This is a genomic window from Streptomyces sp. NPDC043680 (assembly GCF_056436685.1).
In genome coordinates this window covers 211,966-236,388 of record NZ_JBWKCE010000004.1, presented here as the reverse complement: position 1 = coordinate 236,388, position 24,423 = coordinate 211,966, and the positions used below count along the sequence as shown (strand labels likewise).

General features: G+C 74.1%; 19 protein-coding genes. 8 read left to right on the top strand and 11 right to left on the bottom strand.

Annotated elements, in window-relative coordinates; genetic code table 11:
• Nucleotides 1–97 precede the first annotated feature (97 nt).
• Genes AC0666_RS10750 through AC0666_RS10740 form a run of 3 tightly spaced genes read right to left on the bottom strand, consistent with a single transcriptional unit; the run spans nt 98 to nt 4,684 of the window.
• On the bottom strand, nt 98–1,528 hold the full coding sequence (locus AC0666_RS10750; RefSeq protein ID WP_468963652.1) for an extracellular solute-binding protein: 1,431 nt from the start codon (nt 1,526–1,528) through the stop codon (nt 98–100).
• Nucleotides 1,525–4,335 carry a VWA domain-containing protein gene (locus AC0666_RS10745; RefSeq protein ID WP_478707452.1) on the bottom strand — a complete coding sequence of 937 codons (2,811 nt, stop codon included), beginning with the start codon at nt 4,333–4,335 and terminating at the stop codon, nt 1,525–1,527. The genes AC0666_RS10750 and AC0666_RS10745 overlap by 4 nt, the downstream gene beginning before the upstream one ends.
• Nucleotides 4,336–4,339: 4 nt before the next feature.
• Nucleotides 4,340–4,684, bottom strand: coding sequence for a hypothetical protein (locus AC0666_RS10740; RefSeq protein WP_468579310.1), 345 nt, complete (start codon nt 4,682–4,684; stop codon nt 4,340–4,342).
• 170 nt (nt 4,685–4,854) lie between these two features.
• Here AC0666_RS10740 and ligA point away from each other — a divergent pair, with 170 nt between their 5' ends.
• Complete coding sequence (ligA, locus tag AC0666_RS10735; RefSeq protein WP_478707451.1) at nt 4,855–6,891, top strand: NAD-dependent DNA ligase LigA; 2,037 nt, start codon at nt 4,855–4,857, stop codon at nt 6,889–6,891.
• A 99-nt stretch (nt 6,892–6,990) separates the two neighbouring features.
• On the opposite strand, the gene AC0666_RS10730 is transcribed toward ligA, so the two are convergent.
• The 5 genes from AC0666_RS10730 to AC0666_RS10710 all read right to left on the bottom strand — a co-directional run bounded on the left by AC0666_RS10730 (nt 6,991) and on the right by AC0666_RS10710 (nt 13,577).
• The gene (locus AC0666_RS10730; RefSeq protein WP_478707450.1) at nt 6,991–8,787 is read right to left on the bottom strand and encodes an ABC transporter permease/substrate binding protein; all 1,797 of its coding nucleotides are present in this window, start codon (nt 8,785–8,787) and stop codon (nt 6,991–6,993) included.
• Complete coding sequence (locus AC0666_RS10725) at nt 8,787–9,839, bottom strand: quaternary amine ABC transporter ATP-binding protein (protein ID WP_361712565.1); 1,053 nt, start codon at nt 9,837–9,839, stop codon at nt 8,787–8,789. The genes AC0666_RS10730 and AC0666_RS10725 overlap by 1 nt, the downstream gene beginning before the upstream one ends.
• Nucleotides 9,840–10,029: 190 nt before the next feature.
• The gene (locus AC0666_RS10720; protein ID WP_468963648.1) at nt 10,030–10,950 is read right to left on the bottom strand and encodes a SigB/SigF/SigG family RNA polymerase sigma factor; all 921 of its coding nucleotides are present in this window, start codon (nt 10,948–10,950) and stop codon (nt 10,030–10,032) included.
• 142 nt (nt 10,951–11,092) lie between these two features.
• Nucleotides 11,093–11,899, bottom strand: coding sequence for a GntR family transcriptional regulator (locus AC0666_RS10715; RefSeq protein ID WP_478707449.1), 807 nt, complete (start codon nt 11,897–11,899; stop codon nt 11,093–11,095).
• Nucleotides 11,900–12,035: 136 nt separating this feature from the next.
• Nucleotides 12,036–13,577: an IucA/IucC family protein gene (locus AC0666_RS10710; protein WP_468963646.1), complete on the bottom strand. Its 1,542-nt coding sequence runs from the start codon at nt 13,575–13,577 to the stop codon at nt 12,036–12,038.
• Nucleotides 13,578–13,706: 129 nt separating this feature from the next.
• On the opposite strand from AC0666_RS10710, the gene AC0666_RS10705 reads away from it, so the two are divergent.
• The 3 genes from AC0666_RS10705 to AC0666_RS10695 all read left to right on the top strand — a co-directional run bounded on the left by AC0666_RS10705 (nt 13,707) and on the right by AC0666_RS10695 (nt 18,016).
• Nucleotides 13,707–15,287, top strand: a complete 1,581-nt coding sequence (locus tag AC0666_RS10705) for an IucA/IucC family protein (protein WP_478707448.1) — start codon at nt 13,707–13,709, stop codon at nt 15,285–15,287.
• Between the two features lie 209 nt (nt 15,288–15,496).
• Nucleotides 15,497–17,035: an FAD-binding oxidoreductase gene (locus AC0666_RS10700; RefSeq protein ID WP_468963644.1), complete on the top strand. Its 1,539-nt coding sequence runs from the start codon at nt 15,497–15,499 to the stop codon at nt 17,033–17,035.
• Nucleotides 17,036–17,095: 60 nt separating this feature from the next.
• On the top strand, nt 17,096–18,016 hold the full coding sequence (locus tag AC0666_RS10695) for a serine protease family protein (RefSeq protein WP_478707447.1): 921 nt from the start codon (nt 17,096–17,098) through the stop codon (nt 18,014–18,016).
• On the opposite strand, the gene AC0666_RS10690 is transcribed toward AC0666_RS10695, so the two are convergent.
• Nucleotides 17,970–18,365, bottom strand: coding sequence for a hypothetical protein (locus AC0666_RS10690; RefSeq protein WP_468963643.1), 396 nt, complete (start codon nt 18,363–18,365; stop codon nt 17,970–17,972). The two genes, AC0666_RS10695 and AC0666_RS10690, sit on opposite strands and share 47 nt — an antisense overlap.
• Nucleotides 18,366–18,419: 54 nt before the next feature.
• A complete protein-coding gene (locus AC0666_RS10685) occupies nt 18,420–19,364 on the bottom strand; it encodes an AEC family transporter (RefSeq protein WP_468963642.1) in 945 nt (314 codons plus the stop codon).
• A gap of 124 nt (nt 19,365–19,488) precedes the next feature.
• On the opposite strand from AC0666_RS10685, the gene AC0666_RS10680 reads away from it, so the two are divergent.
• From AC0666_RS10680 to AC0666_RS10665, 4 genes are all read left to right on the top strand, one after another.
• The gene (locus tag AC0666_RS10680; protein ID WP_478707446.1) at nt 19,489–20,799 is read left to right on the top strand and encodes a sensor histidine kinase; all 1,311 of its coding nucleotides are present in this window, start codon (nt 19,489–19,491) and stop codon (nt 20,797–20,799) included.
• A complete protein-coding gene (locus AC0666_RS10675) occupies nt 20,796–21,476 on the top strand; it encodes a response regulator (RefSeq protein WP_468963640.1) in 681 nt (226 codons plus the stop codon). The genes AC0666_RS10680 and AC0666_RS10675 overlap by 4 nt, the downstream gene beginning before the upstream one ends.
• 188 nt (nt 21,477–21,664) lie before the next feature.
• On the top strand, nt 21,665–22,705 hold the full coding sequence (locus AC0666_RS10670) for an alpha/beta hydrolase (RefSeq protein WP_468963639.1): 1,041 nt from the start codon (nt 21,665–21,667) through the stop codon (nt 22,703–22,705).
• The gene (locus tag AC0666_RS10665) at nt 22,702–23,913 is read left to right on the top strand and encodes an acyltransferase family protein (RefSeq protein ID WP_478707445.1); all 1,212 of its coding nucleotides are present in this window, start codon (nt 22,702–22,704) and stop codon (nt 23,911–23,913) included. The genes AC0666_RS10670 and AC0666_RS10665 overlap by 4 nt, the downstream gene beginning before the upstream one ends.
• Before the next feature lie 45 nt (nt 23,914–23,958).
• Here AC0666_RS10665 and AC0666_RS10660 read toward each other — a convergent pair whose 3' ends face one another.
• Entirely contained in the window at nt 23,959–24,381 is a 423-nt protein-coding gene (locus AC0666_RS10660; RefSeq protein WP_356846041.1) for a DUF350 domain-containing protein, read from the bottom strand.
• Between the last annotated feature and the right edge of the window lie 42 nt (nt 24,382–24,423).

The window sequence follows — 24,423 nt, the reverse complement described above, 5'->3', positions numbered from 1 at the left end:
CCGGTGGGGTGGCCGGGGCAGGGGGGGCGGGCGAGGGGCGGGCAAGGGGCGGCCGCCCCGGTTTCCCGGGGCGGCCGCGTGCCGTCGGAGTGGGTGGCTACTTGGGTGGCAGGGCCTTCTTCAGGGCCGTGGCCAGGTCCTTGGCCAGTTGCTCGTCCGAGGGCGGGTTGTCGCCCTGCAGGCGGGCCATTTGGGCGGTGAAGGTCTGGGTGAAGGCGCCGTAGAGGGGGGTGCGCGGTCGCTGCACGGCCTTCTCCAGTGCGGGCAGCAGGGTGCCGCGCGCGTAGCCGGGGCGGCCGTACGCGTCCCGCGGCATCCGGTCGGTGCGCTCGCTCGTCGGGGCGGCGGTGGGCTGGCCGGGTGTCTTCGCCGCCCGGCAGGTCAGATCGTTGAAATCGTACGCGGAGCGCCTGGTGGCCGCGAAGCCCGCATCGAGCAGGCAGCGCTCGCTCTCCTTGCTGGTGAGGAACTGGATGAGCTCCCGGGCGGCGTCGGGGCGCTGCGACCCCCGCGCCAGGGCCAGGTTCTGGCCGCCCAGCACCGCTCGGCCGGGGAGCGGGGCCACCCCGAGCTTCTCCTCGGAGAAGGACTGGTGGAGCGTGCGGTAGGCGTACGGCCAGTGGCGGAGGAAGGCGGTACGGCCGCCCGCGAAATCGGTGAGCGTGTCCGCCTCGTCGGAGCGGACGGCGTCCGGCAGGGTGTAGGCGGCCTGGGTGCGGTTGCGCAGCTCGGCCACCCCCGCCTTCAGGGCGTCCACGGAACCTGCGTAGCGGCCTTCCTTGTCGGTCACGGTGAAGCCGTCGGTCGCCGAGGCGAAGGCCTCGATGCCGTTGACGGTCAGGCCCTCGTACGAGGCGTCGAGCTGTGCGGTCCAGCCCTTCTCATAGGCTTCGTCCGGCTTCCTGCCCGGCGCGCCGAGGTCGCCGATCAGTTTCTGGACGACGGGCCACGTGGTGCCCTTGCCGAGGTCGGTCTCCGTGACACCTGCGCTCTTCAGGTAGTCGCGGCGGTAGTAGAGCAGCCCGACGTCGCTGTTGAAGGGGACGGCGTACACCTTGTCTTCCCAGCGGGCGGTGGCGGCGACGGACTCGATGACGTCGGAGTCCACCAGCTTGTCGGGGAGCGGCTGGACGAGACCTGCGGCGGCGAACTCCGGTACCCAGGTCACGTCGAGGTTGACCACGTCGTACTCGGCGCTGCCGGACTGGAGTGCGCCGAGGAGCTGGCTGCGCTGCTGGTCCGCCGAGCCCGGCAGCTCGACCAGGCGGGCCCGGTGGCCGGAGCCCTTGGTCTCCTGCTGCCGGTTCCACTCCTCGATCAGCTGCTGGCGGATGCCGCCCTTGCCGGTCACGTCCCGGCCGCTGGCCAGGACGATGTCGCCCGGCGGTTCGACGGTGCCCGCGGTCGCGGACTGTTCGCCGCCGGCTGCGCCGGATGCATCCTGCGCGCCGGAGTCGCAGCCGGCCGTCAGCAGCATGACGAGGAGCAGGGCGCCCGCGCCGCGCCGCCGTCCGTGGCCGTGCCTCATCCTTCGTCCCCCGTTCCGGTCCTGGCGACCTCGTCCCGCAGCCGGGCGACGAGATCGCCCTTGGTGTCCAGGCAGCGGCCGCCGCTCGCCTCGGAGATGAGCGCGTCCGGTTTGCCCTTGTCGCAGCCGCCGCTGTCCAGGGAGGCCATGACGACCGGGATCTTCTTGTCCCGCGCGGACCGGAGCAGATCGTCCAGCCGGCTGCCCTCGGTCAGCCGGTTGTTGTCCTCGTCGTCGGTGAGGTAGACGATCAGCTGCGGGCGGCGGCTGTCGGTGCCGCGCCCCTTCATGTCCTCCAGGGCTGCGTCCAGCGCCAGGTACGGGTCGGCTTGCAGGTCCCTGACCCGGGCGGTGGTCTGGATGACCCGCTGGGCCTCTTCGCGCGGGTGCGTGCCGAACCGCAGCAGCTCGCTGTACGCGCGGGGGCTGCCCGGCTCGGCGGGAACCGCCCAGACGCCGTACTCGTCTCGGCCGCCGAGACCGGCGAGGGACTGGCCGATGATGCCGGGCGCGCCGCCAGGGCCTTCCCACAGCCCGCCCATGGAACCGGACGAGTCCAGCAGGAAGAGCACCCGGCCCGGCCCGTTGGCCTCCCGGTAGCCCTTCAGCGCCCCGGTCAGCGCGGCGGGAAGGGCGGAACCGGTGAGCGGGCCGGGGTTCTCCAGCGCCCCGAAGCCGCTGAAGGAGGTGCCGGTACCGGTGCCGAGCGGTGGGTGCGCGGCCGAGGCGCTGCGGAAGCCGTCCTTCCCGAATACGGCGAGTCCCCCGCCGGCCGCCGGCGCGGACGCCTTCGCCCCGCCCTTCCCGGCGGCCTTGGTGCCGGTCAGCCAGAGGCGGAACCGCTCCGCGGCGGCGTCCCGCGCGTCCTTGTCCCGGTCGGCGCCGACACCGAGCCAGCGCACCCGTACGAACGTCGGGCTCAGGCCCGGGACGTCGATGGGGTATTCGGCCATCCGGCGGATCCGCGTCGTGCTGTCGCAGCCCACTCCGGTGCGGAGCAGGAATTCCGGCACCAGCGCCGCGGTGCGGTTGTCCACCGCCTCGTCGTCGGGCAGGGTGCACAGCAGCTCCCCGCCGGTGCGCGACGGGGGTCCCGGCTGGGCCACGGCGTGTTCGCCGGCGACCGGATCCTGCTGGCCCGGACCGTAGAGGCCGACCGTCGCGAGCAGGCCGGAGTCGGTGTTCTCCGGGTCGGGGCGCCGTATCTCTGCCTTCGGCGCGCGGTTCTTGAGCGCGGTCGTCAGGGCTGCGAGACCTCCGACCCGGTCGGCGAGCGCCTCCGCCGCCATGTCCTGCGGGACGGCGAGTACGACCGGCGAGTACGCGAAGGGCTCGGGGTCGGCCTTCATTTCGGCATAGGCCCGCTCGCTGGGGGCGGGACGGGCACGGTCGACGCTCGCGGACGAGGCCGGGATCCAGATGTCCGGCTGGGGTCCGATGTCGCGCTGCGGGTTGTTGTCGCCGCCCGTCGGCCGCTGCCACGGGTCGGACTGCCGGTTGAACGCGGCGATGACCGAGGCGGCTCCGGCACTGTAGACGGTGATGCCGCTGTGCCTGCACCCGCTGCCGGTCCTGTTCTCGTCCGACGTGAGGTACGCCTCCGTCGCCTTGCGGACGGTGGCTTCCAGATCGGGGTCGGTGAGCAGCCGCAGTTCCAGCGGTGGCTTGCAGGGGGGCCGGTCGTCGCCGCCGAAGGCGGCGACGCCGGTGGCGACGAGGCCGGCGATCGCCAGGGGGACGCCGATGACGGCCGCCATCCTGCGGCCGGTGAGGGGACGGAGCCTGCCGAGCCGGCCGGGCTTCCCGAGAGCGCGCAGACCGCGGAGGGCGCTGAGCCCGAGTGCCCTGAGCCCGCCGAGTGCGCCGGATCCACCGTCCCCGTCCGGTGCGCCGGGGGTCCCGTCGGGAACGTCGGGAACCGCGCCCCCCTCCGGAGGCCGCGAGCCGCCCGCTCCTCCTGCCGGTTGCGTCGGGGGCCGTCCGCCGCCGACGGGGTCCGGGCCGGCCGGGATCGAGGGCGTGCCCGACGGGCGTAAGGGCGGGACGGCGAGCAGTACGTCGGCGCCCGAGGTGGCGGAGCGGCTCTGCGGCTCCCAGTCCTCGGGGGGCTCGCGCAGCGTCTTGTAGTGCCTGGGCATGTGGTCCTTGAGCCGGCCGGCGAGACCGTCGAAGCCGACCTCGCCGCCCTCGCCTCCCAAGCCCTCGCTCAGGAAGCGCACGAGCTGTGCGGTGAACGGCGTGGGCGTGTCGTCGCCGCCCGCGTCGATGCGGTTGTTGGCCTGCACGCTCATCAGCAGCGAGGTCCGCCGGCGCTGGGCGGCGCCGAGGGCGTCCCAGGCCGCCGAGGCGTTGCCCGCGTAGCAGCAGTCGAGGATGACGACCACGTGCTCCGCCCTGGCGCCGGACAGTACGGCCAGGACGCTCTTCCACGGTGCGGCGCCCAGGAACACCGCTTCGGCACCCGGGACGATCGTGGCCCGCCGCATCAGCAGCCAGAGCTCGTCACCCGTGCTGGGCACGGCTCCGTGGCCGGAGAAGTAGAGCAGGAGCAGCCCGTCGGCCGCGTCGACCGCGGCGTGCAGCTGCTCGTCGAACTCGTCCACGGAGCGCGGCCGGCTGACGGTGATCCCGCCGTCCGCGAACACCCCGCCCTCGCGGAGCGAGCGCTCCAGTCCGGCGAGGTTGTGCTCGACCGCCTTGAGGTCTCCGGACACCCCGGCGGGGTGCTCGGGCTGTTTGAAGTCGTACGCGGGGACTCCGACGAGCAGCGCCCGGTTCACCTTCCCCCGCGGGTCGAAGCGCGCCACCGGGCTATCTCCCGTCGCTGTCCGCCGTGACCTCGGCCTCCGGGGGCTCGCCGCGTTCCACGGCGCGGCGGTTCTCCCGCCAGGCCCGTACCCCGCTCTGCACCTGCTCGAACACCACGTCGAACAACTTGGGCGAGACCGCTCCGATCAACACCAGCGTGATCTCCAGCCCGGCCCCCATCGGGCTGGCGGACCCGTCCTGCGCCCCCGCCCGTTCCTGCACCTCCAGCTCACCACTGTTCCTGAGCGCTTCGAGCTTCTGCTCCCGCTCCAGCCACGCCTTGAGCGCCCTGATGTCGCTCTCGCTCGCGCCCTGCATCAGGCGCACGCGGATGGCGGTGTTCGCCATGGCCTCCCCCTTAGCAACAACTCAGCATCATGACATGTGATTTGGGCGGTGGGGGACCCCTTGGTCAGCACCGCACCGGCGAGGCTGACCATCTCGGGTTCCCGGATGCGGGACGGCAGCCCGGTGCCGGCTGCGTCCTCGTTGTCAGACCCCTGCGCGACGATCGGGGCATGACGATCACCACCGCTCCTGCCCTGGCCACCCGTGACGAGTACGCCGACGCGATCGGCACGGCCATCAGGGCGTCCGCCGCGTACTACGGCTCCGGCGAATCACCGCTCGACGACGCCTCGTTCGACCTCCTCGTCTCGCTGATACAGGCCTACGAGGAGCGGTATCCCGAGCACGTGGACCCGGCTTCGCCGACCGGGAAGGTGGCTTCAGGAGCGGTTCCGGCCGGGGACGTGGTGCACACGGCGGCGATGCTGTCGCTGGCCAACGCGTTCGGCCCGCAGGACCTGCTCGACTGGGAGGCCTCGCTGGTGCGGCGCCTGGGGGGACCCCCGGCCGGAGGGTACGCGGTCGAGCCCAAGCTCGACGGGGCCTCGCTGGCCGCGCGGTACCGCAACGGCCGGCTGGTCCGGCTCGTCACCCGGGGCAACGGCACCGCCGGCGAGGACGTGTCCCACGCGATCGGCACCATCGTCGGACTGCCGCCCCGGCTGGCCACGGACGCCTCGTTCGAGGTGCGCGGCGAGGTCCTGCTGACCACCGCGCAGTTCGAGCGGGCCAACGCGGTACGCGCCGCGCACGGGGCCGGTCCCTTCTCCAATCCGCGCAACGGCGCGGCCGGCACGCTGCGGGCCAAGGGCCGCCCGTACAGGGTGGAGATGACCTTCTGGGCCTTCGGCGCGGTCGAGTTCGGTGCACCGCTGCCGGGGGTGAGCCACGCGGAGGTGATGGCGCACGTCGCCGAGGCGGGCGTCCAGACGGCCGCCGCCACCCCCGCCGGACTGACGGTCGTGGCCTCGATCGCCGAGGTCCAGGCACAGGTCGACCGGATCGCGGCCCTGCGCGCGGGGCTGCCCTTCGGGATCGACGGGGTCGTCGTGAAGCTGGACTCCCTGGCCGAGCAGGTCGCGGCCGGGACCGGCTCACGCCATCCGCACTGGGCGACGGCGTACAAGCTGGCGGCCGTCGAGCGGCGGACCCGGCTCCTGGACGTGACGTGGGCCGTGGGCCGTACCGGCGTGCTGGCACCGACCGCCGTTCTGGAACCGGTGGAGATCGACGGCTCGGTGGTGCGGCACGCCACCCTGCACAATCCCGCCGACATCGAGCGCCGGGGCTTGCGGATCGGCGACACGGTGACCGTGTACAAGGCGGGCGACATCATTCCGCGCGTCGAGGCGCCGGTGGTGGAGCTGCGCACGGGTGAGGAGCGGCCCGTCGAGCCGCCCGCGGTGTGCCCGGGCTGCCAGGGCGACATCGACCGGTCCCAGGAGCGGTGGCGGTGCGCCAGGCCCGCCGACTGCGGGCGGATCGCCTCGATCCTGTATGCCGCAGGCCGCGACCAGTTGGACATCGACGGCCTGGGCGAGAGGTACGTACGGGCGCTGGTCGAGGCGGGGCGTGTCCGGGACGTGGCGGACCTCTTCACCCTGGACCACGCCGCGCTCGCGCAGGCGGCGGGCAGCGAGAAGCGGGCCGTCAAGCTGCTGGAGCAGATCGAGGCCGCCAAGGGTGCCGGGCTGGCCCGGGTGTTCTGCGCGCTCGGTGTTCTCGGCACCGGGCGGGGGATGTCGCGGCGCATCGCCCGCCACTTCGGGACGATGGAGGCGATACGGGCCGCCGACGCCGCGGCCATGACCGAGGTCGAACTGGTCGGCGGGGCCAAGGCCGCGGCCATCGTCGCCCAGGTCGCGGAGCTCGGGCCGGTCATCGACAAGCTGGCGGCGGCGGGGGTCGTTCTGGCCGAACCGCGCGCTGAAGCGGGCGAGGACGTGGACGGTCCGCTGGTCGGCGAGACCGTGGTGGTCACGGGCCGGATGACGGGCGCGCTGGCCGCCCATGACACCCGGGACAAGGTACGGGCGCTGATCGAGCGGGCGGGGGGCAGGTCCGCGAGCAGCATATCCGGGCGTACCACCCTGCTCGTGGCGGGCGAGAAGGCCGGCAGCAAGGTCGCCAAGGCCCGGGAGGCGGGTGTCGAGGTCGTGGGAGAGGAGGCGTTCGCCGAGCGGATCGCCGCGTTCCTCGCCCACTGAGCAGGCTTGCCCCCGCTGTCCGGAGCGGCCGCGGCGCCGGTGCGCGCCGGGACGGGGGTACCGTCCCGGGCGCACCGGCGCCGTCGCGGCCGGGCCGTGCTACGCGGCGGCCGCCTTGGTGACCTCCGGGTTCTCCGCCAGCCAGGCGCGCACCGCCTGCTGCTCCTTGCCCTTGCCCGTTTCCTGGATCTTCGCCTCCAGGCCGGTCAGCTGGGCCTCGGTCAGCTTGAACGAGCGCAGCCACTTGGCGACTTCGGGCTCGTCCTCGGCGAATCCCTTGCGGGCCACGGTGTGGATGCCGTCGCCCTTGCCCCAGACGCCCCGGGGGTCCTCCAGCTTCCTCAGGTCGTACGAGGCGTACGCCCAGTGCGGGGACCAGAGCGTGACCGCCACCGGTTCCTTCTTGTCGTAGGCCCGCTTCAGCTCGGCGAGCATGCCGGGGGTCGATCCGTCGACGACCTGGTACTCGCCGTCGAGGCCGTACTCCTTCAGGAGCTTGTCCTTCAGGAGGGCCATCTCGCCCGCGCTGGGCTCGATGCCGATGATCCTGCCCTTGAACCGGTCGCCCTTGCCCTTGAGGTCGGCGAGCGAGCGGACGTCCTTCATGTAGGAGGGGACGGACAGCTCCAGGGAGGTCGGACCGTACCAGGAGCCGAGGTCCTCCAGCTTGTCGCCGTACTTCTCCCAGTACTGGGCCTGCGTGCCGGGCAGCCAGGCGTCGGTCTGGAAGTCGACCTGGCCGCCGGCGAGTCCGGTGAACAGGGCGCCGAGCTCCAGCTGCCGGGCCTCGACCTGGAAGCCGCGGCGCTCCAGGAGCTCCTTCCACAGGTAGGTGGAGGCGATGCCCTCGTCCCAGGGGATGTAGCCGATGCTGACCGTGCGGCCCTTGCCGATGCCGTCGCCCTTCGCGGCGGCCGGGCGGCCGGAGCCGCCGAAGGTGTTCAGGCCGCCCGCGACGAGGGCGAGGACCACGGCCGCGGTGACGGCGTAGGCCGGCTGCGGGCGGTGGCTCCACACCTTGGCGAGGCCGTTCGCGGCGCTCTGGGCCTTGGCGAGGGCGCGGCGGCCGAGCGGGGAGACCTGGCGGCCCAGCGCCCCGGTCATCCGGTCCAGGTACATGGCGAGGATGACGATGGAGATGCCCGCCTCGAAGCCGAGGCCGATGTCGACGCTGCCGATGGCGCGGTAGACCGCCCCGCCGAGGCCGCCACCGCCCACCATGCCGGCGATGACCACCATGGACAGGCCGAGCATGATGACCTGGTTGATGCCCGCCATGATCGTGGGCAGGGCGAGCGGCAGCTGGACGCGGACGAGGGTGTTGCGCGGGGTGGTGCCGAAGGCGGCCGCGGCCTCGACGAGTTCGGCGTCGACCTGGCGGATGCCGAGCTCGGTCATCCGGACGCCGGGCGGCAGCGAGAAGATGATGGTGGCGATGATGCCGGGCACCACTCCCACCCCGAAGAAGATGATGCCGGGGATGAGGTAGACCATCGCGGGCATGGTCTGCATGAAGTCCAGTACGGGCCGCAGCACGGCGCTGACCCGGTCCGAGCGGGAGGCCCAGATGCCCAGCGGGACCGCGAAGACCAGCGTGACCAGGGTGGCGACCAGGACCAGGGACAGGGTGGACATGGCCTCGCCCCACAGGCCGACGGAGTCGACCAGTGCGAAGCCCGCGAAGGCGAGGAGCGCGGCGAGCAGGCCGCGCAGCCACCAGGCGGCGACGGCGAGGATCCCCGCGAAGAGCAGGGGCGCCGGGGCGGACAGGACGGCGTGGACGCCGTCGTACAGGCCGGTGACGAGCGCGCTGATGGCGTCGAACAGCCAGGACAGGTGGCGCTGGAGGAAGTCGACGCCGGAATCGACCCAGGCGCCGAGGTGCAGGCGGGGCATCAGGCGGCCACCTCCGCGCAGCGCACCGGTTCCCGCTGTTCGTCACCGATGAAGGCGACGAGTCGGTCCTGCGGTACGGAACCCACGACGACACCGGCCTCGTCGGTGACGGCGACGGGGTGCGGGACGCGGGCACTGACCGCGCACAGGTCGGCGAGCGGGGTGTCGGCGGTGACGCTGGGGCAGCCGCAGGCACAGCCGCCGGCGGCGGGCTCGGTCATGACGGCGTCGGCTGTCAGGACGCGCGAGCGGTCCACGTCCTGGACGAAGGAGGCTACGTAGTCGTCGGCGGGCCGGGTGAGGATGTCCTCGGCGCTGCCCTGCTGCACGATGCGGCCGTCGCGCATGACCGCGATGCCGTCGCCGAGCCGCATGGCCTCGTTGAGGTCGTGCGTGATGAAGACGATGGTCTTCTTCAGCCGCTGCTGGAGCTCCAGCAGCTGGTCCTGCATGTCGCGGCGGATGAGCGGGTCCAGCGCGCTGAAGGACTCGTCCATCAGGAGCAGGTCGGCGTCGGTGGCCAGGGCGCGGGCGAGGCCCACACGCTGCTGCATGCCGCCGGAGAGCTCGTCGGGCCAGGACTTCTCCCAGCCGGCGAGCCCGCACAGCTCAAGGGACTCGGCGGCGCGGCGCTCCCGCTCGGCGCGGTCGACGCCCTGCACCTCCAGCCCGTAGGCGGCGTTCTCCAGGACGCTGCGGTGCGGGAAGAGGGCGAAGTGCTGGAAGACCATGCTGATCTTCCGGGACCGGACGTGGCGGAGCTCACGTCGGGAGAGGCCGGTGAGGTCCTGTCCGTCGAAGAGGATGCGTCCCGCGGTGGGCTCCAGCAGTCCGTTCAGCATGCGCAGCAGCGTGGACTTGCCTGATCCCGACAGACCCATGACGACGAAGATCTCGCCGGGCTCGACGCGGAACGAGGCGTCGATCACAGCGGCCGTCGTGCCGTCGGCGCGCAGCTCGTCGCGGCCGGTGCCGCTGCGGAGCGCGCGCACCGCGGCGCCGGGTCGTCTTCCGAACACCTTGTAGACGTGTTCGGCTTGGAGCGTGGACACATACACCTCGCGGGTCGTACCGGAGAACGGCCCGCGCCGGTGGGCCGGCCGGGCCGTGGAGCGGTGCGGGATCCGCCCGCCCCGTGCCCGGCCGCACCGCGACCGGGCGGAAGGGTCCGCTCCGGTTGCGCCGCTGCCCGGCCCCTGCCGGGGGTAAACGCCGAGGTGAGCCACCTCACGCCGGACACGCTCAGGCCTGCGGCCCCGGCTCCGGGTCGTCCAGCATGGAGCTGCGCAGGTGGGCGAGGAGCCGGCTCAGCAGCCGCGAGACCTGCATCTGGGAGATGCCGAGGGCCTCGCCGATCTGGGCCTGGGTGAGCTCCTCCCCGAAGCGCATCTGGAGCATGCGGCGCTCGCGCCCGGTGAGCTGCTCCAGCAGCGGCGCGAGGGTCTGGATGTCCTCGACGCGCTCCAGGGCCGGCTCCTCGGCGCCCATGACGTCGGCGAGGGTGTGGCCGTCGCCCGCGTCCCCGCCGTGTTCGGGCTGCGGGGCGTCCAGGGAGCCGCTGGTGTGGCCGTTGGCGGCGACGAGCCCCTCGACGACCTCGTCCTCGGAGAGGGACAGGTGCGCGGCGAGGTCGGCGACCGTGGGCACGCGGTCGAGGGTGGTGGTCAGCTCCTCCCTCGCCTTGGCTATGTCGATGCGCAGCTCCTGGAGCCTGCGCGGGACGCGGACGGCCCAGGAGGTGTCGCGGAAGTGCCGTTTGATCTCGCCTGTGATGTACGGCATGGCGAGGGTGGCGAATTCGGTTTCGCGGGCCGGGTCGAACCGGTCAATGGCCTTGATGAGGCCGATGGTGCCGACCTGGACGATGTCCTCGATGTCGCCTACGTCACCCCGGATGCGGAAGCGGCGCACGGCGTACTGGACGAGTGAGGCGTTCATCTCGATGAGCGCGTTGCGGACGTACTGGTGCTCGGGGGTTCCCTCGGCGAGCTGGCTCAGCCTCTTGAAGAAGACCCTCGACAACTCCCTCGCATCCGCGGGGGCCACCTCCCTGGGCTCCTCGATCCGGGGCAGGTCCGCGATCCGGGCGGCTTCGGTGCCGCGGCGGGGATGGGGGACGGCTGCGACGGTTTCAGTGGTGGAGGACGGGGCAGGGGCGGGCATGGGGTTCGCTCCTTGGGCTTTCGGCTTGCGGCGCGTGACCTTGACTGCGTAGAGGATGGTCTCTTTCCGCTTGTACGTCAAGAAATGCCAAATGCACAGGATTACCCCTATGTGATACGTGTCACCCCTGGGGCCCGGTCGGTCAGCTGACGCGGAATCCGGTTCCTATGCGGTCGCGCCGGTCCCGGGTGAAGGTCAGCCGGCCCCAGGTCGGGAAGGCCAGGTCCGTCACCGCGAGCAGCCTGCCGCAGTGGTCGTGCAGGGTGCGGCGGACGGACAGACCGCAGGACGCCGCGGCCGCCGGCGGGTGCGTCCTGCGGGTCATGGTGAGGGTCTCGGCAATCCTGCCCTCCTCGGCCGTCCGCTCCAACCAGCGGTGCAGGGGACCGAGATCCTCGTCCCGCACCGCCGAGCGGTCCAGATATCCGGCCAGTTCGGCGGTCGCGGCGACCACGTCCGGCCGCAGATACGTGACGGCGTGCCACAGGGTCTGCCCAGCCGGACCGCGCTCGCGGTCGTGGAGGACGAGGGTGGGCTCCCCTCCTCGCATCCCGAGCAGCGCGGCGAGCGAGGGCGGCACGGTGACCAGGGTGAGCCAGCTGCCGGACTGCCCGCGGCCCCGCTCCTGCCCCGGCGCCCACCCCTGCTGCCGGGGCCGCCCGTCCCCCTGCCGCCCAGGCTGCGGGCGGTCCGCCGTCACGGCTCCGGCGGCTGCCGACCGGGTACCGCGGCGCCCCGTGACGATCAGGCCGTCCTCGCGCAACTGCTGGAGGGCGGCCCGTACCGTCTGGCGGTTGACCCCGTAGCGGGCGGCCAGGTTCCGTTCGGACGGCAGCCTGCCGGCGGTCCCCTGCGCGGCGGCGCTCTCCAGATCACGCCTCAGCTCCGCGGCGATCCGCTGGTACTTGGGCAGGGCGGCGGGGCCGCCGCCCCGTGAAGGGGAGGGCATGGCTTCTCCTCTGACGGGTGGTCAAGGACTGCGCGGTCTGCCCGACCAACGTAGCATTGGTCTATACCTGTCGTGGACGCCTGCGCGGAACCCGGAGCAGCTTGGCCGAATCCCGCCCTCCGAGGCCCGCTCCCCCTCAGCCCCGGAGCGGGTTGGGCAGCGGCAGGTAGCGCGCATCGGCCCCGTCCGCCCGCGTCCACCGCAGCAGCAGGTTCGTCTTGGCCGGGAGGGTCGGCGACGCGAGCAGCTCCGCGATCTCGGGCAGACCGTGGGCCGCGTCGTACCGCAGGAACTCCTCACGCACCGCGGGCCACACCAGACCGGCGGCCGCCGGGTGCTCCTCGGCCAGCGCCCCCGCCACCTCCGCCAGATGGTTGACCACCAGGCAGTAGACGAGCCGCTGCCAGGCGGCCCGCCGCTCCGTGTCCCGCGGCAGCTTCACCCCTTCCGCGTCACGGAACAGGGCCTGCACCGGCACGCCCTCCGCGTCGACCGCGACGAGGGTGTTCTGCAGATGGGCCTCCAGTACGACGCCCCGGCGGGCGAACAGGTCCAGGACCGGCGGGACGACATGGCGCAGGTACGCCCGCCACCAGCCCGCCGGATCGGCGGATCGCGCGAGCGGGCTGTCCGCGTGCCCCTCGGCGAGGGAGGCGGCCAGCAGGGCGGTGGCCCCCGGCTCCAGCTGTGCGCGCAGACCGTCGCGTACCAGGACGGCGAGTTCCTCGAAGGCGAAGGCGGCGGTACGGTAACCCCGGTCGGCGAGCCAGGCCGCGTTCGACCCGGCCTCCCGCAGCCCGGCGAAGCCGGCCCCGGTCGCCGCATCCGTGGTACGCAGTTTCCGCAGGTCGTGCCGCCACAGCCGGCGTACGTCATTGGTGATCCGCACGTCCAGGCTGAACTTCACGAAGAGGTCGGTGTCCGCGCCGGGTACGTACACCGTCCGGATCGAGGCGGTCGGCCAGGCCGGAAGCCGGCCGGCACCCAGCCGCAGCAGCCTTCCGTCGGCGAAGGCCGCGCGGACGGCGGGCGAGCCGCCCACCAGGTCCAGCTGCCAGGGATGGGCGGGCAGCAGCCGGTAGCCGGCGGGCGGGCGCGGCCCGTCGAGCAGTCCGGCCAGGGCGTCGATCGCCTCGGCGGCGGGCGCCCCGCCCTCCTCGGCCACCTGGTCCTCGCGCAGTCCGAGGAAGACGAGCGGGAAGCGGGCGTGCGCCTCCGGTGCGTACGGAAGCCAGCTCGCGGCCGGTGCGCCGCCGCGCGCCTTGGGCGCGGGATGGTAGGGGTGGCCCATGACCAGGGACTGCTCGGAGCGGATGTACGGGTCCTGCGGTGGGTGCGCCGCCGCACGGGCGGCCAGCAGGGCGGCGACGGCCTCACGGCTGTCGGCGATCTCGACCGGGAGTTCGTCGTTCGTGAGGCCCGTGTACTGGAGCAGCTCGTCGGCGGTGAGTTTGACCAGTTCGGTGTGGCTGAGCCGGCGCCAGCCCTCCGCCGTGCGCAGTTCGCCGCGCCCGGGCCGGCGCCCGCCCCGCACCCGCAGCAGCCGCCCGCTGCCGCGCAACCGGTGGACGTCCCCGCCCTGCGGGTCGGCCGCCTCCCGGAGCAGGCAGTTGAGCAGAGGGGCGGCGGCGTACGCGTCGGCTGCGGCGTTGAGGTCCACGGATTCCATTCGGTCCATCCAGTGCGCCGGAGGTTCGCGGGGCGTACCAGCGGCCGTGATCTTCAGTATCCGCGAATACCCGGGTATCCGCGATGATGACATGATCATCACGTCGTACGTGAGAGGAGCAGGGCCCTGCACCCCAGCATGAACCTCCCCGCCTCCCCCGCCGAGGAGGCCGTCTCGGCCGAACTGGCCGAGGTGCGCCCCACCCTCGGCAGCGCCTACCTCGCTGCGCTCGACGGCGCCCGGGCCGCCGTGCTGACCCGCCTGTGGCGGGCGCTCGCCGTCGAACCGCTGCCGTGGGTGGTGCGCCGCAAGCGGGGCTCCGACGGGCTGGTGGTCCTGCTGGCCGGGGGCGGACGGCTGGAGGGCCCGCTGCCGGACCCGTACGCCACCGGGCCGTACGTGTCCGAGGTGCTGCTCGACGGCCGGGCGTACCGGCAGGCCGCGCGGCTGGTCAGCGCACTGGGCCTGCCGCACGGGGAGGCCTTCGCCGCCGAGCTCGACGACAGCACCGCCTCGCTGGCGCTGTCCCGTGCGGGCCGGCCGGCCGGGCCGCAGCCCGAGCCCGCCGCGGTGTGGGAGTGGGAGCAGCGGCTGGTCGACGGGCACCCGTACCACCCCAACTGCCGTTCCCGGCCCGGCTTCTCGGTGGCCGAGCAGCTGGCGTACGCGCCCGAGCACCGGCCGCTGGTCGAGCTCGGGCTGCTCGCCGTACCGGCCGGGGAGTGCCTGGTCACGGGCGCTTGGCCGGACGCGTTGCGGGACGGCCCGCGGCTGCTGCTCCCGGTGCACCCGTGGCAGGCGGAGCACGTCCTCGCCCGGGCGGATCCGGCGCGGGGCGCGGTCCGAGCCGGCTTCCCGGCCCACCCGCTGATGTCGCTGCGGACCCTGGCTCCGGCAGCGGGCGGCGGCCCCGTGCCGGAGGCGCACGTGAAGACGGCCCTGAGCACCCGGCTGACCTCCTCCGTACGGGACATCTCCCCCTACTCCGTCGAGACGGCCGCCGCGGTCTCCGCCTTCGCGCAGGCGCTGTGCGAGCGGCTCGACGGGCGGCTGCACATCACACGCACCCTGGGCGCCGCCACCGCGCACAGCCCCGACCTGGCGGCGGTGCTCCGCGAGCCGCCCGAGCGGTACGCGGACGGGGCGGCGGGCGAGCGGCTCCTGCCGGTGGCGGCCCTCGCCGGGACGGCGTACGCGCGCTCGGCGTCCTGGCGGGCCGAGTTCGCGCGGCTCGCGCTCGACGTGTGCCTGCGGGTGCTCGACCTCGGGGTGGCGCTGGAGGCGCACGGTCAGAACCTCCTCGTGGTGCTCTCCCCCACCGGAACGCCGCTGCGGCTGGTCTACCGGGACCTCGCCGACATCCGGATCAGCCCGGCCCGGCTGGGCCGGCACGGGCTGCCGGGGCCGCCCCTCGCGGGGCGGCTGATCACCGACGACGAGACGGCGCTGCGGCGCAAGTTGTTCGGTTCCCTGCTGACGGGAGCGCTCGGTGCCACCGCCGGCTCGGCGGCGGCCTTCGGCGAGGCCCTGTCCATGGCCGCCGCCGACCTGCCCGCCACCGCCGACACGCACGCCCTGCTGAGCGCGCCGCTGCCCACCAAGGCCCTGACGCTGATGCGACTGAGCCCCGAGGTGCCCGGCGACCAGTGGGCCGAGCTGGACAATCCGCTGGCCGGGGGCGAGTCGGGCGCCAGGGCGCACTGCGCTCCGGGAGCGTGACGACCTCGTACCCCTAACCGTCGGACCGGGCCCTGCGGGCCGCCTTCGCCGAGTGCCTGCACGGTGAGGGCGGCCCCGGGGGCCCCTGACCGGGTTGCCGTCGAGGGCGGCTCTGCGGGGCGGGTGGGCCCTGGGCCGTTCGGGGGGCAACGCGAGCGCCGTGGGCCCGCCTTCGCCGTGATCGGCGCGGGCGATGGCAGGAAGGAGGAATGAGCCTCCACCGCCGCCGCGTCCTGGGGAGCGCGGCCGCCGCCGTCCTCGCCGCCCTCGGGGCGGCGGCGCCCGCGCGGTCCTCCCCGTCGGGGCCGGACTTCGGGGCCCTGGCGCGCGCACTCGACGGGCGGGTGGTACTGCCCGGAGACCCGGACTACTCCGAGGCCCGGCGGCTGTTCCAGCCCCGCTTCGACACCGTTGCGCCGGGCGCCGTGGCCTATCCCGCGCACGCCGGCGACGTGGCCGTCTGCCTGGACTTCGCCCGCCGCTCGGCCGTCCCCGTGGTGCCGCGCGGCGGGGGCCACGGCTACGCCGGCTGGTCGACCTGCGCCGGCGGGCTCGTCGTGGACGTCGGCGCGATGGCGCAGGTGGCGCTCGACGGCGCCGGGACCGCGCCCGGGGTGCGGATCGGCGCGGGGGCCCGGCTCGGGGACGTGGCCGCGGCCCTCGCCGCCCGCGGACTGGGCATCCCGACCGGGCTGTGCCCCTCGGTCGGGATCGCCGGTCTCACCCTCGGCGGTGGGCTGGGCCTGGCCTCCCGGGCGTACGGCACCACCTCGGACCGGCTCACGGCCGCGACCGTGGTCACCGCCGACGGCTCGGTGCGCGAGGTGGACGCCGACCGTGACCCCGGCCTGTACTGGGCCCTGCGCGGGGGCGGGGGCGGCAACTTCGGGATCGTCACGCAGTTCCACTTCCGCACCCACCCGGTCGCCGACGCCGCCTTCGCCGAACTCCACTGGTCCGCCGCACGATCCCCGGCGGTGCTGCGCGGCTGGCAGCGCTGGCTGACCGCCCTGCCGGAACCTTTCTGGAGCCAGGTGGAGTTCACCGTCGACGGCGGGCCGGTGTCGGCCCCGGCCCTGCGGGTGGTCTGCCTCGACGGGCGCGACGAGCTGGACCGGCAGCTGACCCGGTTGTCCGGCCTGGTCGGCGGGGAGCCCCGGGACGACTGGACCGTCGTCCGCGGCTACGGGGACACCGTACGGGCCGTGGCGGGCTGCCTGGAGCTGAGCGCGGCCCAGTGCCGGCTGCCGGGATCCCTGCCCGGCCACGGTCCGCAGGGGCGGCTCGGCCGCGACGCGTACGCCGCCCGTTCGGACTTCTGGGCCGGCCCGGGGCTGCCGGAGGCAGCCGTCGACGCGGTCCTGGCCGCACTGGCGCGGTACGCGCAGGCGGCGCCGCGCGGCGGCATCGGGGTCGTGCAGTTCGACGGGGTCTGCGGCGGGGCGGTCAACCGGGTCCCGGCCGCCGCCACCGCGTTCGCCCACCGCGACAGCGCCTTCCTCGCCCAGTACCTCGCCTACTGGCCCGCGACCGCCCCGCCCTCCGAGGTGCCCCGGCACCAGGCCTGGCTCGACGGGCTGTGGCAGGACCTGCGGCCCTGGGCGAGCGGCAGCGCGTACCAGAACTACACCGACCCGAAGCTGTCCACTTGGCGCGAGGCGTACTACGGGCCGAACCTGCCCCGTCTCGAAGAGATCCGGCGCCTCCACGACCCGGACCGGCTGTTCCGCTTCCCCCAGGCGATCTAGGCGATGCAGGCGATCGAGGCGATGCAGGCGATGCAGTGCAGGCGATTCAGAGGAGCCCGAATGCGACGTGTGTTGACGGTGGCCGCGGCAACGGCCGCCCTGTTGCTGCCCAGCGGCCCGCTGCCCGAGGCCGAGGCGGGCAGCGCCCTGCCGGGCCCCGGCCGGTGGTCCGCCCGGGAGGCGGAATCCTTCTGGACGGCGGACCGCATGGCCTCCGCGGTGCCGATGACCCCGGGGTCGGCGGCGGCCGCCACCGACCCCGGCACCGGCCAGGACTTCGACGGGATCCCGGTCGTGGGCCGGATGTTCGTGATGAAGGGCGGCGGAGCGTACTTCTGCACGGCCAGCGTCGTCTCCTCGCCCGGCCGCAACCTGGTGCTCAGCGCCGCGCACTGCCTGCTCGGCACCGATGCCCGCCAGGTGGCCTTCGTACCGCTCTACACGGCGCAGACCCCTCAGCCGTACGGCATGTTCCCGGTGGTGCGCGACACCGCCGGACGCTCCAAGGTGTGGATCGACCCCCGGTACAAGAGCCTGGGCCCCGACAAGGGGGCGACCCTGGACGTGGCCTTCGCGCAGGTCGGGCCGGATGCGGACGGCTTCCCGGTGGAGGACGTGGTCGGCGGCAACCGCCTGGTCACCGGCGCCGGCTACGCGCACCCGCGGGTGTCGCTGATCGGGTATCCCGCGTCCGCCGCGCGGCCGCGGCTGTGCGTGAACCGTACGACCAGGTTCACCAGCACCGATCCGGGCATCCCGGGATCGTTCCTGCGGATCGACTGCACCGGCTACCCCGGCGGGACCAGCGGCGGCCCGTTCCTGACCCGCTACGACAAGGACACCGAGACCGGCGACGTGGTGGGGGTGATCGGCGGCTGGAAGACCGGCGGGGACACCGCCGACACCTCTTACAGCTCCTACTTCGGCCAGGACGTCAAGGCCCTGTACGAGAAGGCTGTTGCCGGGGCGGGGACGGGGTGAGCGCCGGGACCCGGCGGGTCCGGCGCGGGTTGCCCACCGTACGCGGCGTCTGCACCAGGCCGTCGGCGGTCAGCGGGTCGGCGGGTGCCAACGCGAGCTGACGCCGCAGGTTCGCGAGGGCCGCGTGGACGGGCGCGAGGATGAGCGCGGCGCGCGGGTGGGTGTACGCCAGCGCGTGCGCGGTGGTCTCGATGGTCTCGGCGGCGTCCTCGGCCGCGCCGCGGCTCCAGCCGCCCGGCTCGCCGCAGCGCCGGGGGACGACGGCGTCGTACAGGTGGCAGGCGGCATCGGCCGCGGCATCGGCCCTTTCACCGACGCCCGGCGCCGCGATGATCGGCAGCAGCTCCATGCCCCGTCAACGAGCGGGCCCGCGCCGGGGAACGGACACGGCGCCGACCGGTCCTCACACCACTGCCTGGAGCCACAGCGGGAGCAGCAGGAGCGAGACCACCGAGCTCTTGATCACGAGGGAGGCGGAGAGGTCGACCCCGACGTCGTAGCGCTGGGCGAAGATGAACAGGTTCTGCGGGGTGGGCATCGCGGCGATCAGGACGAGGTACGTGAGCCACTGGCCGCCGACTCCGAAGAGCGCCCCGCACACCGCCCAGGTCAGCAGCGGGAAGCCGAGGCACTTGAAGGCGACGAGGGCCATCTCCTCGCGGCTGGTGCCCCGGACGTCCAGCCCCTGGCCGCCGAGGTGCAGACCGAGGGCGAACAGCGCGACGGGCGAGGCGCTGTCGCCGACGAAGGCGGCCCCGTCCAGCAGCACCTCGGGCAGGTGCACCGACAGCAGGTTGAGCAGGATCCCGGCGTTGCAGGCCAGGACCAGCGGGGTCACCAGTGAGGCGCCGACGGCCCGCGCGAGCCGCTGCCCGGGGCCGCCGGCGCCGGGGCCGGTCCGGCCGAGCTCCATGATGGCGATCACCACGAGGGACAGCACGCAGACCTGGAACAGCAGCACGGGGAAGATCGGCGCGGCCGTCCCGAAGAAGGTGATGAAGACGGGGACGGCGAAGTAGGCCGTGTTCACCTGGACCCCCGCCATCACGCGCAGCGCCACGGCGCGCGGCTCGCGTACGCCGTAGGCCGCGGCGGCGAGGGCGACGGCGAGCACCGCGAGGGCGGCGGCCGCGGCATAGCCGCCGATGGCCCGCCAGTCGAAGAGGGCACCGAGGTCGCTGGCGTAGATGTTGCCGAACAGGTAGCAGGGGACCGCGAAGAGGAAGGCGTAGTCGGCGAAGACCTTCGAGGCCTCGGCGGGGATGATCTTTCGGCGTGCGAGCAGCGCACCGGCCCCGAAGGCCAGCAACACCGGCACCAGCTTCTCAAGTGCGGCTGCCAAGCCCATGCGTACCGGCTCCCCCGTGATCGACTGCGTGCAGCCTACCCGGACCCGGTGCCCCACCCGGGCCTGCGCCTCCGCCCCCGCGCACCAGGTCGTATCGGCACCGGAGGATCTAGTCTGTCCGATCATGAGCGACCGCGCCCCTACTCCCGCCGCCGCCCGGGCGCCCCGTGCACTGACCCGGTTCTCCGTGGCCCTGCGCACGCCCCCCGGGGCGGCCGAGCCGCTGCTGGCGCAGGCCCCCAGGGCCTGGCAGCGCCGCCTGCCGTACCTGGTCGCCGCCGTCTGCGTGCTGACGCTGGTGCCGGTGACGATCACGGTGCTGGTTTCCCAGTACCGGCTCGGCGGGGGGTGGGCCGGCGCGCTGGGGGTCGCGCAGGCCGTGCCGCTGCTGCTGGCCGTGACCCGGCCGCTGGCCGCCTGGGGTCTGGTCCTGGCCGCGGACACGCTCGGGGCGGTGCTGCTGATCGACGCTGGCGGGGTGGCCGGGCACGCCTGGCCCTGGACCCCGATGGCCGTCGTGGGCTACCTGGTGCTGATGGTCTGCCTCGGACTGCGGGAGACCGTCCGCACGCTCGTCGCGGTGTGGCTGGTGACCGGCGGCGTCGGGGTGGTGCTCGGCTTCTACCGGCCCACCGGGGTGACCGACACGATCGCCCTGCTGTTCGTCCTCGGCGGCACCGTCCTCGCCCTGACGGGCGCGCTGCGCGGGCTCGGCGAGGCCCAGCGGCGGATCGCCGAGCAGGAGAGCATCAGCGAGGCCGAGCGGGCCCGGCGCACGCTGCTGGAGGAACGGGCGCGCATCGCACGCGAGTTGCACGACGTGGTGGCCCACCACATGTCGGTGATCACCGTGCAGGCCGATTCGGCGCCGTACCGGCTGCCGGGGATGCCCGAGCCGGTGCAGGAGGAGTTCGCCGCCATCGCGGCCAGTGCGCGGGAGTCCCTGGGCGAGATGCGGCGGCTGCTGACCGTGCTCCGCGGCGACGGGAAGGAGAGCGAGCGGGCGCCGCAGCCGGGGCTCGTGCGGCTCCAGCAGTTGATCGAGACGACGGTGCGGGCCGGTCAGCCGGTGGAGCTGTCGATGGCCGCCGGCGTGCCGGAGGCGGTGCCGCCCGCCGTGGACCTGTCGGCGTACCGCATCGTGCAGGAGGCCCTCGCCAACGTGGTGCGGCACGCCCCGGGCGCGCCGACGCGGGTCTCGGTGAGCCGGGCCGCCGAGGAGGCGGACGAGGTGCTGCTGGTGCTGGTGGTCAACGGGCCCGCCCCGGAGGCCGTGGTGGCGCTGGAGAGCACGGGCACGGGGCACGGCCTGGTCGGCATGCGCGAGCGCGTACGGTTGACCGGCGGGACACTGGACACCGGACCGCTGCCCGACGGCGGCTTCCGGGTCGCCGCCCGCCTGCCCCTGAACGCTTCGGACGAGGACGCCAGTTGACCATCCGCGTGATCATCGTCGACGACCAGGCCATGGTGCGGGCCGGGTTCGCCGCGCTGCTGTCGGCGCAGGCCGACATCGACGTGGTGGGTGAGGCCCCCGACGGCCGCCAAGGGGTCCTCGTGGCCCGCTCGGTCCACCCGGACGTGGTCCTGATGGACGTACGGATGCCCGAGATGGACGGGCTCGCCGCGGCCCGGGAGATCCTCGACCCTCCGCCGGGCGTGGTGCACCGCCCGAAGGTGCTGATGCTGACCACCTTCGACATCGACGACTACGTGTACGAGGCGCTGCGGGCCGGGGCCTCCGGGTTCCTGCTGAAGGACGCCCCTCCCGCCGATCTGATCGCGGCGGTCCGGGTGGTGGCCTCGGGCGAGGCGCTGCTCGCACCCTCGGTGACCCGGCGGCTGATCGCGGACTTCGTGCAGCAGCGCCCGGCCCCGCGCAAGGACCCGGCGCTGCGGATGAACGGGCTGACCCCGCGGGAGACCGAGGTGCTGGAGCTGATCGCGCGAGGGCTGTCGAACCAGGAGATCGCCGGGCACCTGGTGGTGGCCGAGCAGACCGTCAAGACGCACATCGGGCGGGTGCTGGCCAAGCTGGACCTGCGCGACCGGGCGCAGGCCGTGATCTTCGCGTACGAGGCGGGGCTGGTGCGGCCGGGCGACAGCGCCTGAGCCCGTCCCGCCGGCGCCCGGTGCGGGGGCCGTCTCCGGGGGGCCGTCTCCCGGGTGGGCCGTCTCCGGGGGAGCCGTCTCCTCCACCCCCTACCGGGGTATGACACCGAACTTGGCTCCACGGTCCGACGTACGGCCCGGCACCCCCTTCCTACCTTCCTCCTCGTCACGAGGAGAGGAGAAGGGGCATGCGCCGCTTCGGAAGGACCCTGGTCGCGGCCGCGCTGGCGGTGACCGTGGTCGCGGGCACCGCGGGATGGGCGGCCGGCGACAGCCAGCAGGCGGTCACCGGCCCGCCGCCGGGCGCCGCCGCCTGGCGGGCCGACACGTCCGGCCCGGCCCTGCCCGACCCGGCGAGCGCCCGCCCGCACGACGTGGCGCGGTTCTTCGCCGGGCTCGACCGGGCGCGGCAGCGGGACCTGGTGCGCCGCCACCCGCTGGTGGTGGGCAATCTGGACGGGGCCCCGGTCGCCCTGCGGTACGAGGCCAACCGGCAGGCGATCCTGGCGACCGGCGAGGCGCGCTACGCCTCGCTGGCCTCGCCGGGACGGCAGATCCTCGCCTTCGATCCGCGGGGGCGCGGACAGGTGGCCGAGGTGTTCGGGGACCTGGAGCGGGCGGCCCGCGTGTCGGTGATCGTGCCGGGTTCCGACAGCGACGCCACGAGCCACGACGCGCCGCGCGCCGCTCACACCGGCCCGGCCGGGATGGCCCGGTCCCTGCGCGCCTCGGCCGGTGCGGACACCGCCGTGGTGGCGTGGACCGGCTACACCACACCGGTCGGCGTGGGACTGGACGCGGCGGGCGGGCGGCTCGCGGAGGCGGGCGCGGTCCGGCTGGCCCGTTTCACGGAGGGGCTCGACGCGGTCGGCGCGCCCGATCCGGTGCTGTTCTGCCACAGCTACGGGTCGGTGGTCTGCGGGCTGGCCGCCCGGCACACCGATGCCACCGACCTCGTCGTCCTGGGCTCCCCCGGCGTGCGCGCGGGCAGCGCCGCCGCTCTGCACACCCGTGCCAGGGTCTGGGCGGCGCGCGGCCCCTCCGACTGGATCGCGGACGTACCGAACGTGGAGTTCGCCGGGATCGGCCACGGCGCCGACCCGGCCTCCCCCGCCTTCGGCGCCCGGAGGGTGCCGGCCGCCGATGTCCGGGGGCACACCGGCTACTTCGCGCCCGGCACCCAATCCCTGACGGCTTTCACCGCCCTCGCGAAGGGAGAGGTCCGATGAGCGTGCCGACCCTGCTGAGGCGGACGGCCGAGCGGATCGACCGGCGGACCCCCGCGCACCGCGACCGGGCCGTCGACGGGCTGCGCGCGCTCGCGCTGCTGGCCGTACCGACGGGCCACTGGCTGCTCGGCGGGTTCACCCTGGACGCGCAGGGCGCGCTGCACAACGCGAGCCCGCTGTCCTCGTTCGGTGCTCTCGCGCCCGCCGGCTGGATCCTGCAGATGCTCGGCGTCTTCTTCCTCGTCGGCGGCTACGCCTCGGTGCTCTCGTACCACCGCAGGAAGGGCTCCGCCGGCGCCTGGCTGAAGGGCAGGGCGGCCCGGCTGGGGCGGCCGGTGCTCGGCGTCACGGCGGTGTGGGCGCTGGCCGCACCGGTGCTGTACGCGGCGGGGGTGCCCGGAACCACGCTGCGGACCGCGGCGACGCTGGTGGTCCAACCGCTGTGGTTCGTGGGCGTGTACGTGGTGATCACCGCGCTGACCCCGTACTGCGTGCGGGCGGCGCGCCGTCTCGGCGGCTGGGCGGCGGCTCCCCTGATCGCCTTCGTCGCGGTGGTGGACCTGCTGCGCTACGGCCCGCTCGCGGACTCCGTACCGTCCTGGCTCGCGCTGCTGAACGTCCTGCCGGGCTGGCTGTTCGCCTATCAGCTCGGAGTGTCCTGGGGCGAGGGGCGGATCGGTCGGCACGGGGCCCGGCTGCTGCTGGCGGGCGGGACGGCCCTGTTCGCCGCGCTGCTGCTGGTCTTCCACTACCCGGTGTCGGTGGTGGGCGTGCCGGGTGCCTCGCGCACCAACTCGCACCCGCCGTCGCTGCTCGTACTGGCCCTGGCCGCGGCGCAGTCGGGGGCGGCCGTCCTGCTACGGGAGCGGCTGGCGCGGCTGCTGTCCCGGCCTGCGCTGTGGGCTCCGGTGGTCGTGGTCAACCTGTGCGCGATGACGATCCTGTGCTGGCATCAGAGCGCCATGCTGGCGGCGGCGGTGCCCGGTTCGTTCGCCGGCGCGGTGCCCGGACTGACGACGGCTCCGGACAGCCTCGGCTGGATCGCCGCCCGAGTGGCCTGGATGCCGGTGTTCGCCGCGCTGTTGGTGCTCCTCGTCCGGTACGCGCGGCGGTTCGAGGAGCCGTGGACCCGGGTCACCGCCCTGCGGCGGACGGCCGCGGGGCTGCTGGCCGCCGGGTTCGCGGCGTTCGCGCTCGGCCTGGCCTGACGGCTCGCGCCGGGCCTGGCCTGACGGCTGCCGTCCGGCGCCGGGTCAGGCGATGGAAGCGGCCACGATGGCCGCCACCGCCAGGTTGCACGAGGCCGTGACCCAGACCGCCGGGTGGGGCTCCGGGTCGACGACGATGGCGCCGAGCCGGCCGGGGGTCACCAGGTCCAGGACGAGGAAGGCCACGGCCATCAGGACCAGGCCCAGGAGGCCGAACGCCGCGGTGGACAGCAGGCCCTTGCCGAAGTCCTCGTACGTCGTCCAGATCGAGGTGAAGACGATCCCGCCGACACCGAGGAGCGCGGAGCTGAGCATCACGGCCGCGTTGCGGTTGCGCTCCTCCCAGATCTGCTTCGGGAGCTTCCCCGGCGTCAGCACGTCCACCAGGACGATGCCGAGGATCAGCAGGACCAGGCCGAGGGCGCCGTAGGCGCTGGTGCGGCCGAGTCCGCTCAGGATGTCGCTCATGGGAAGCCTGTCTCCGCTGGGGGTGGGAACGGGTGGGAACCT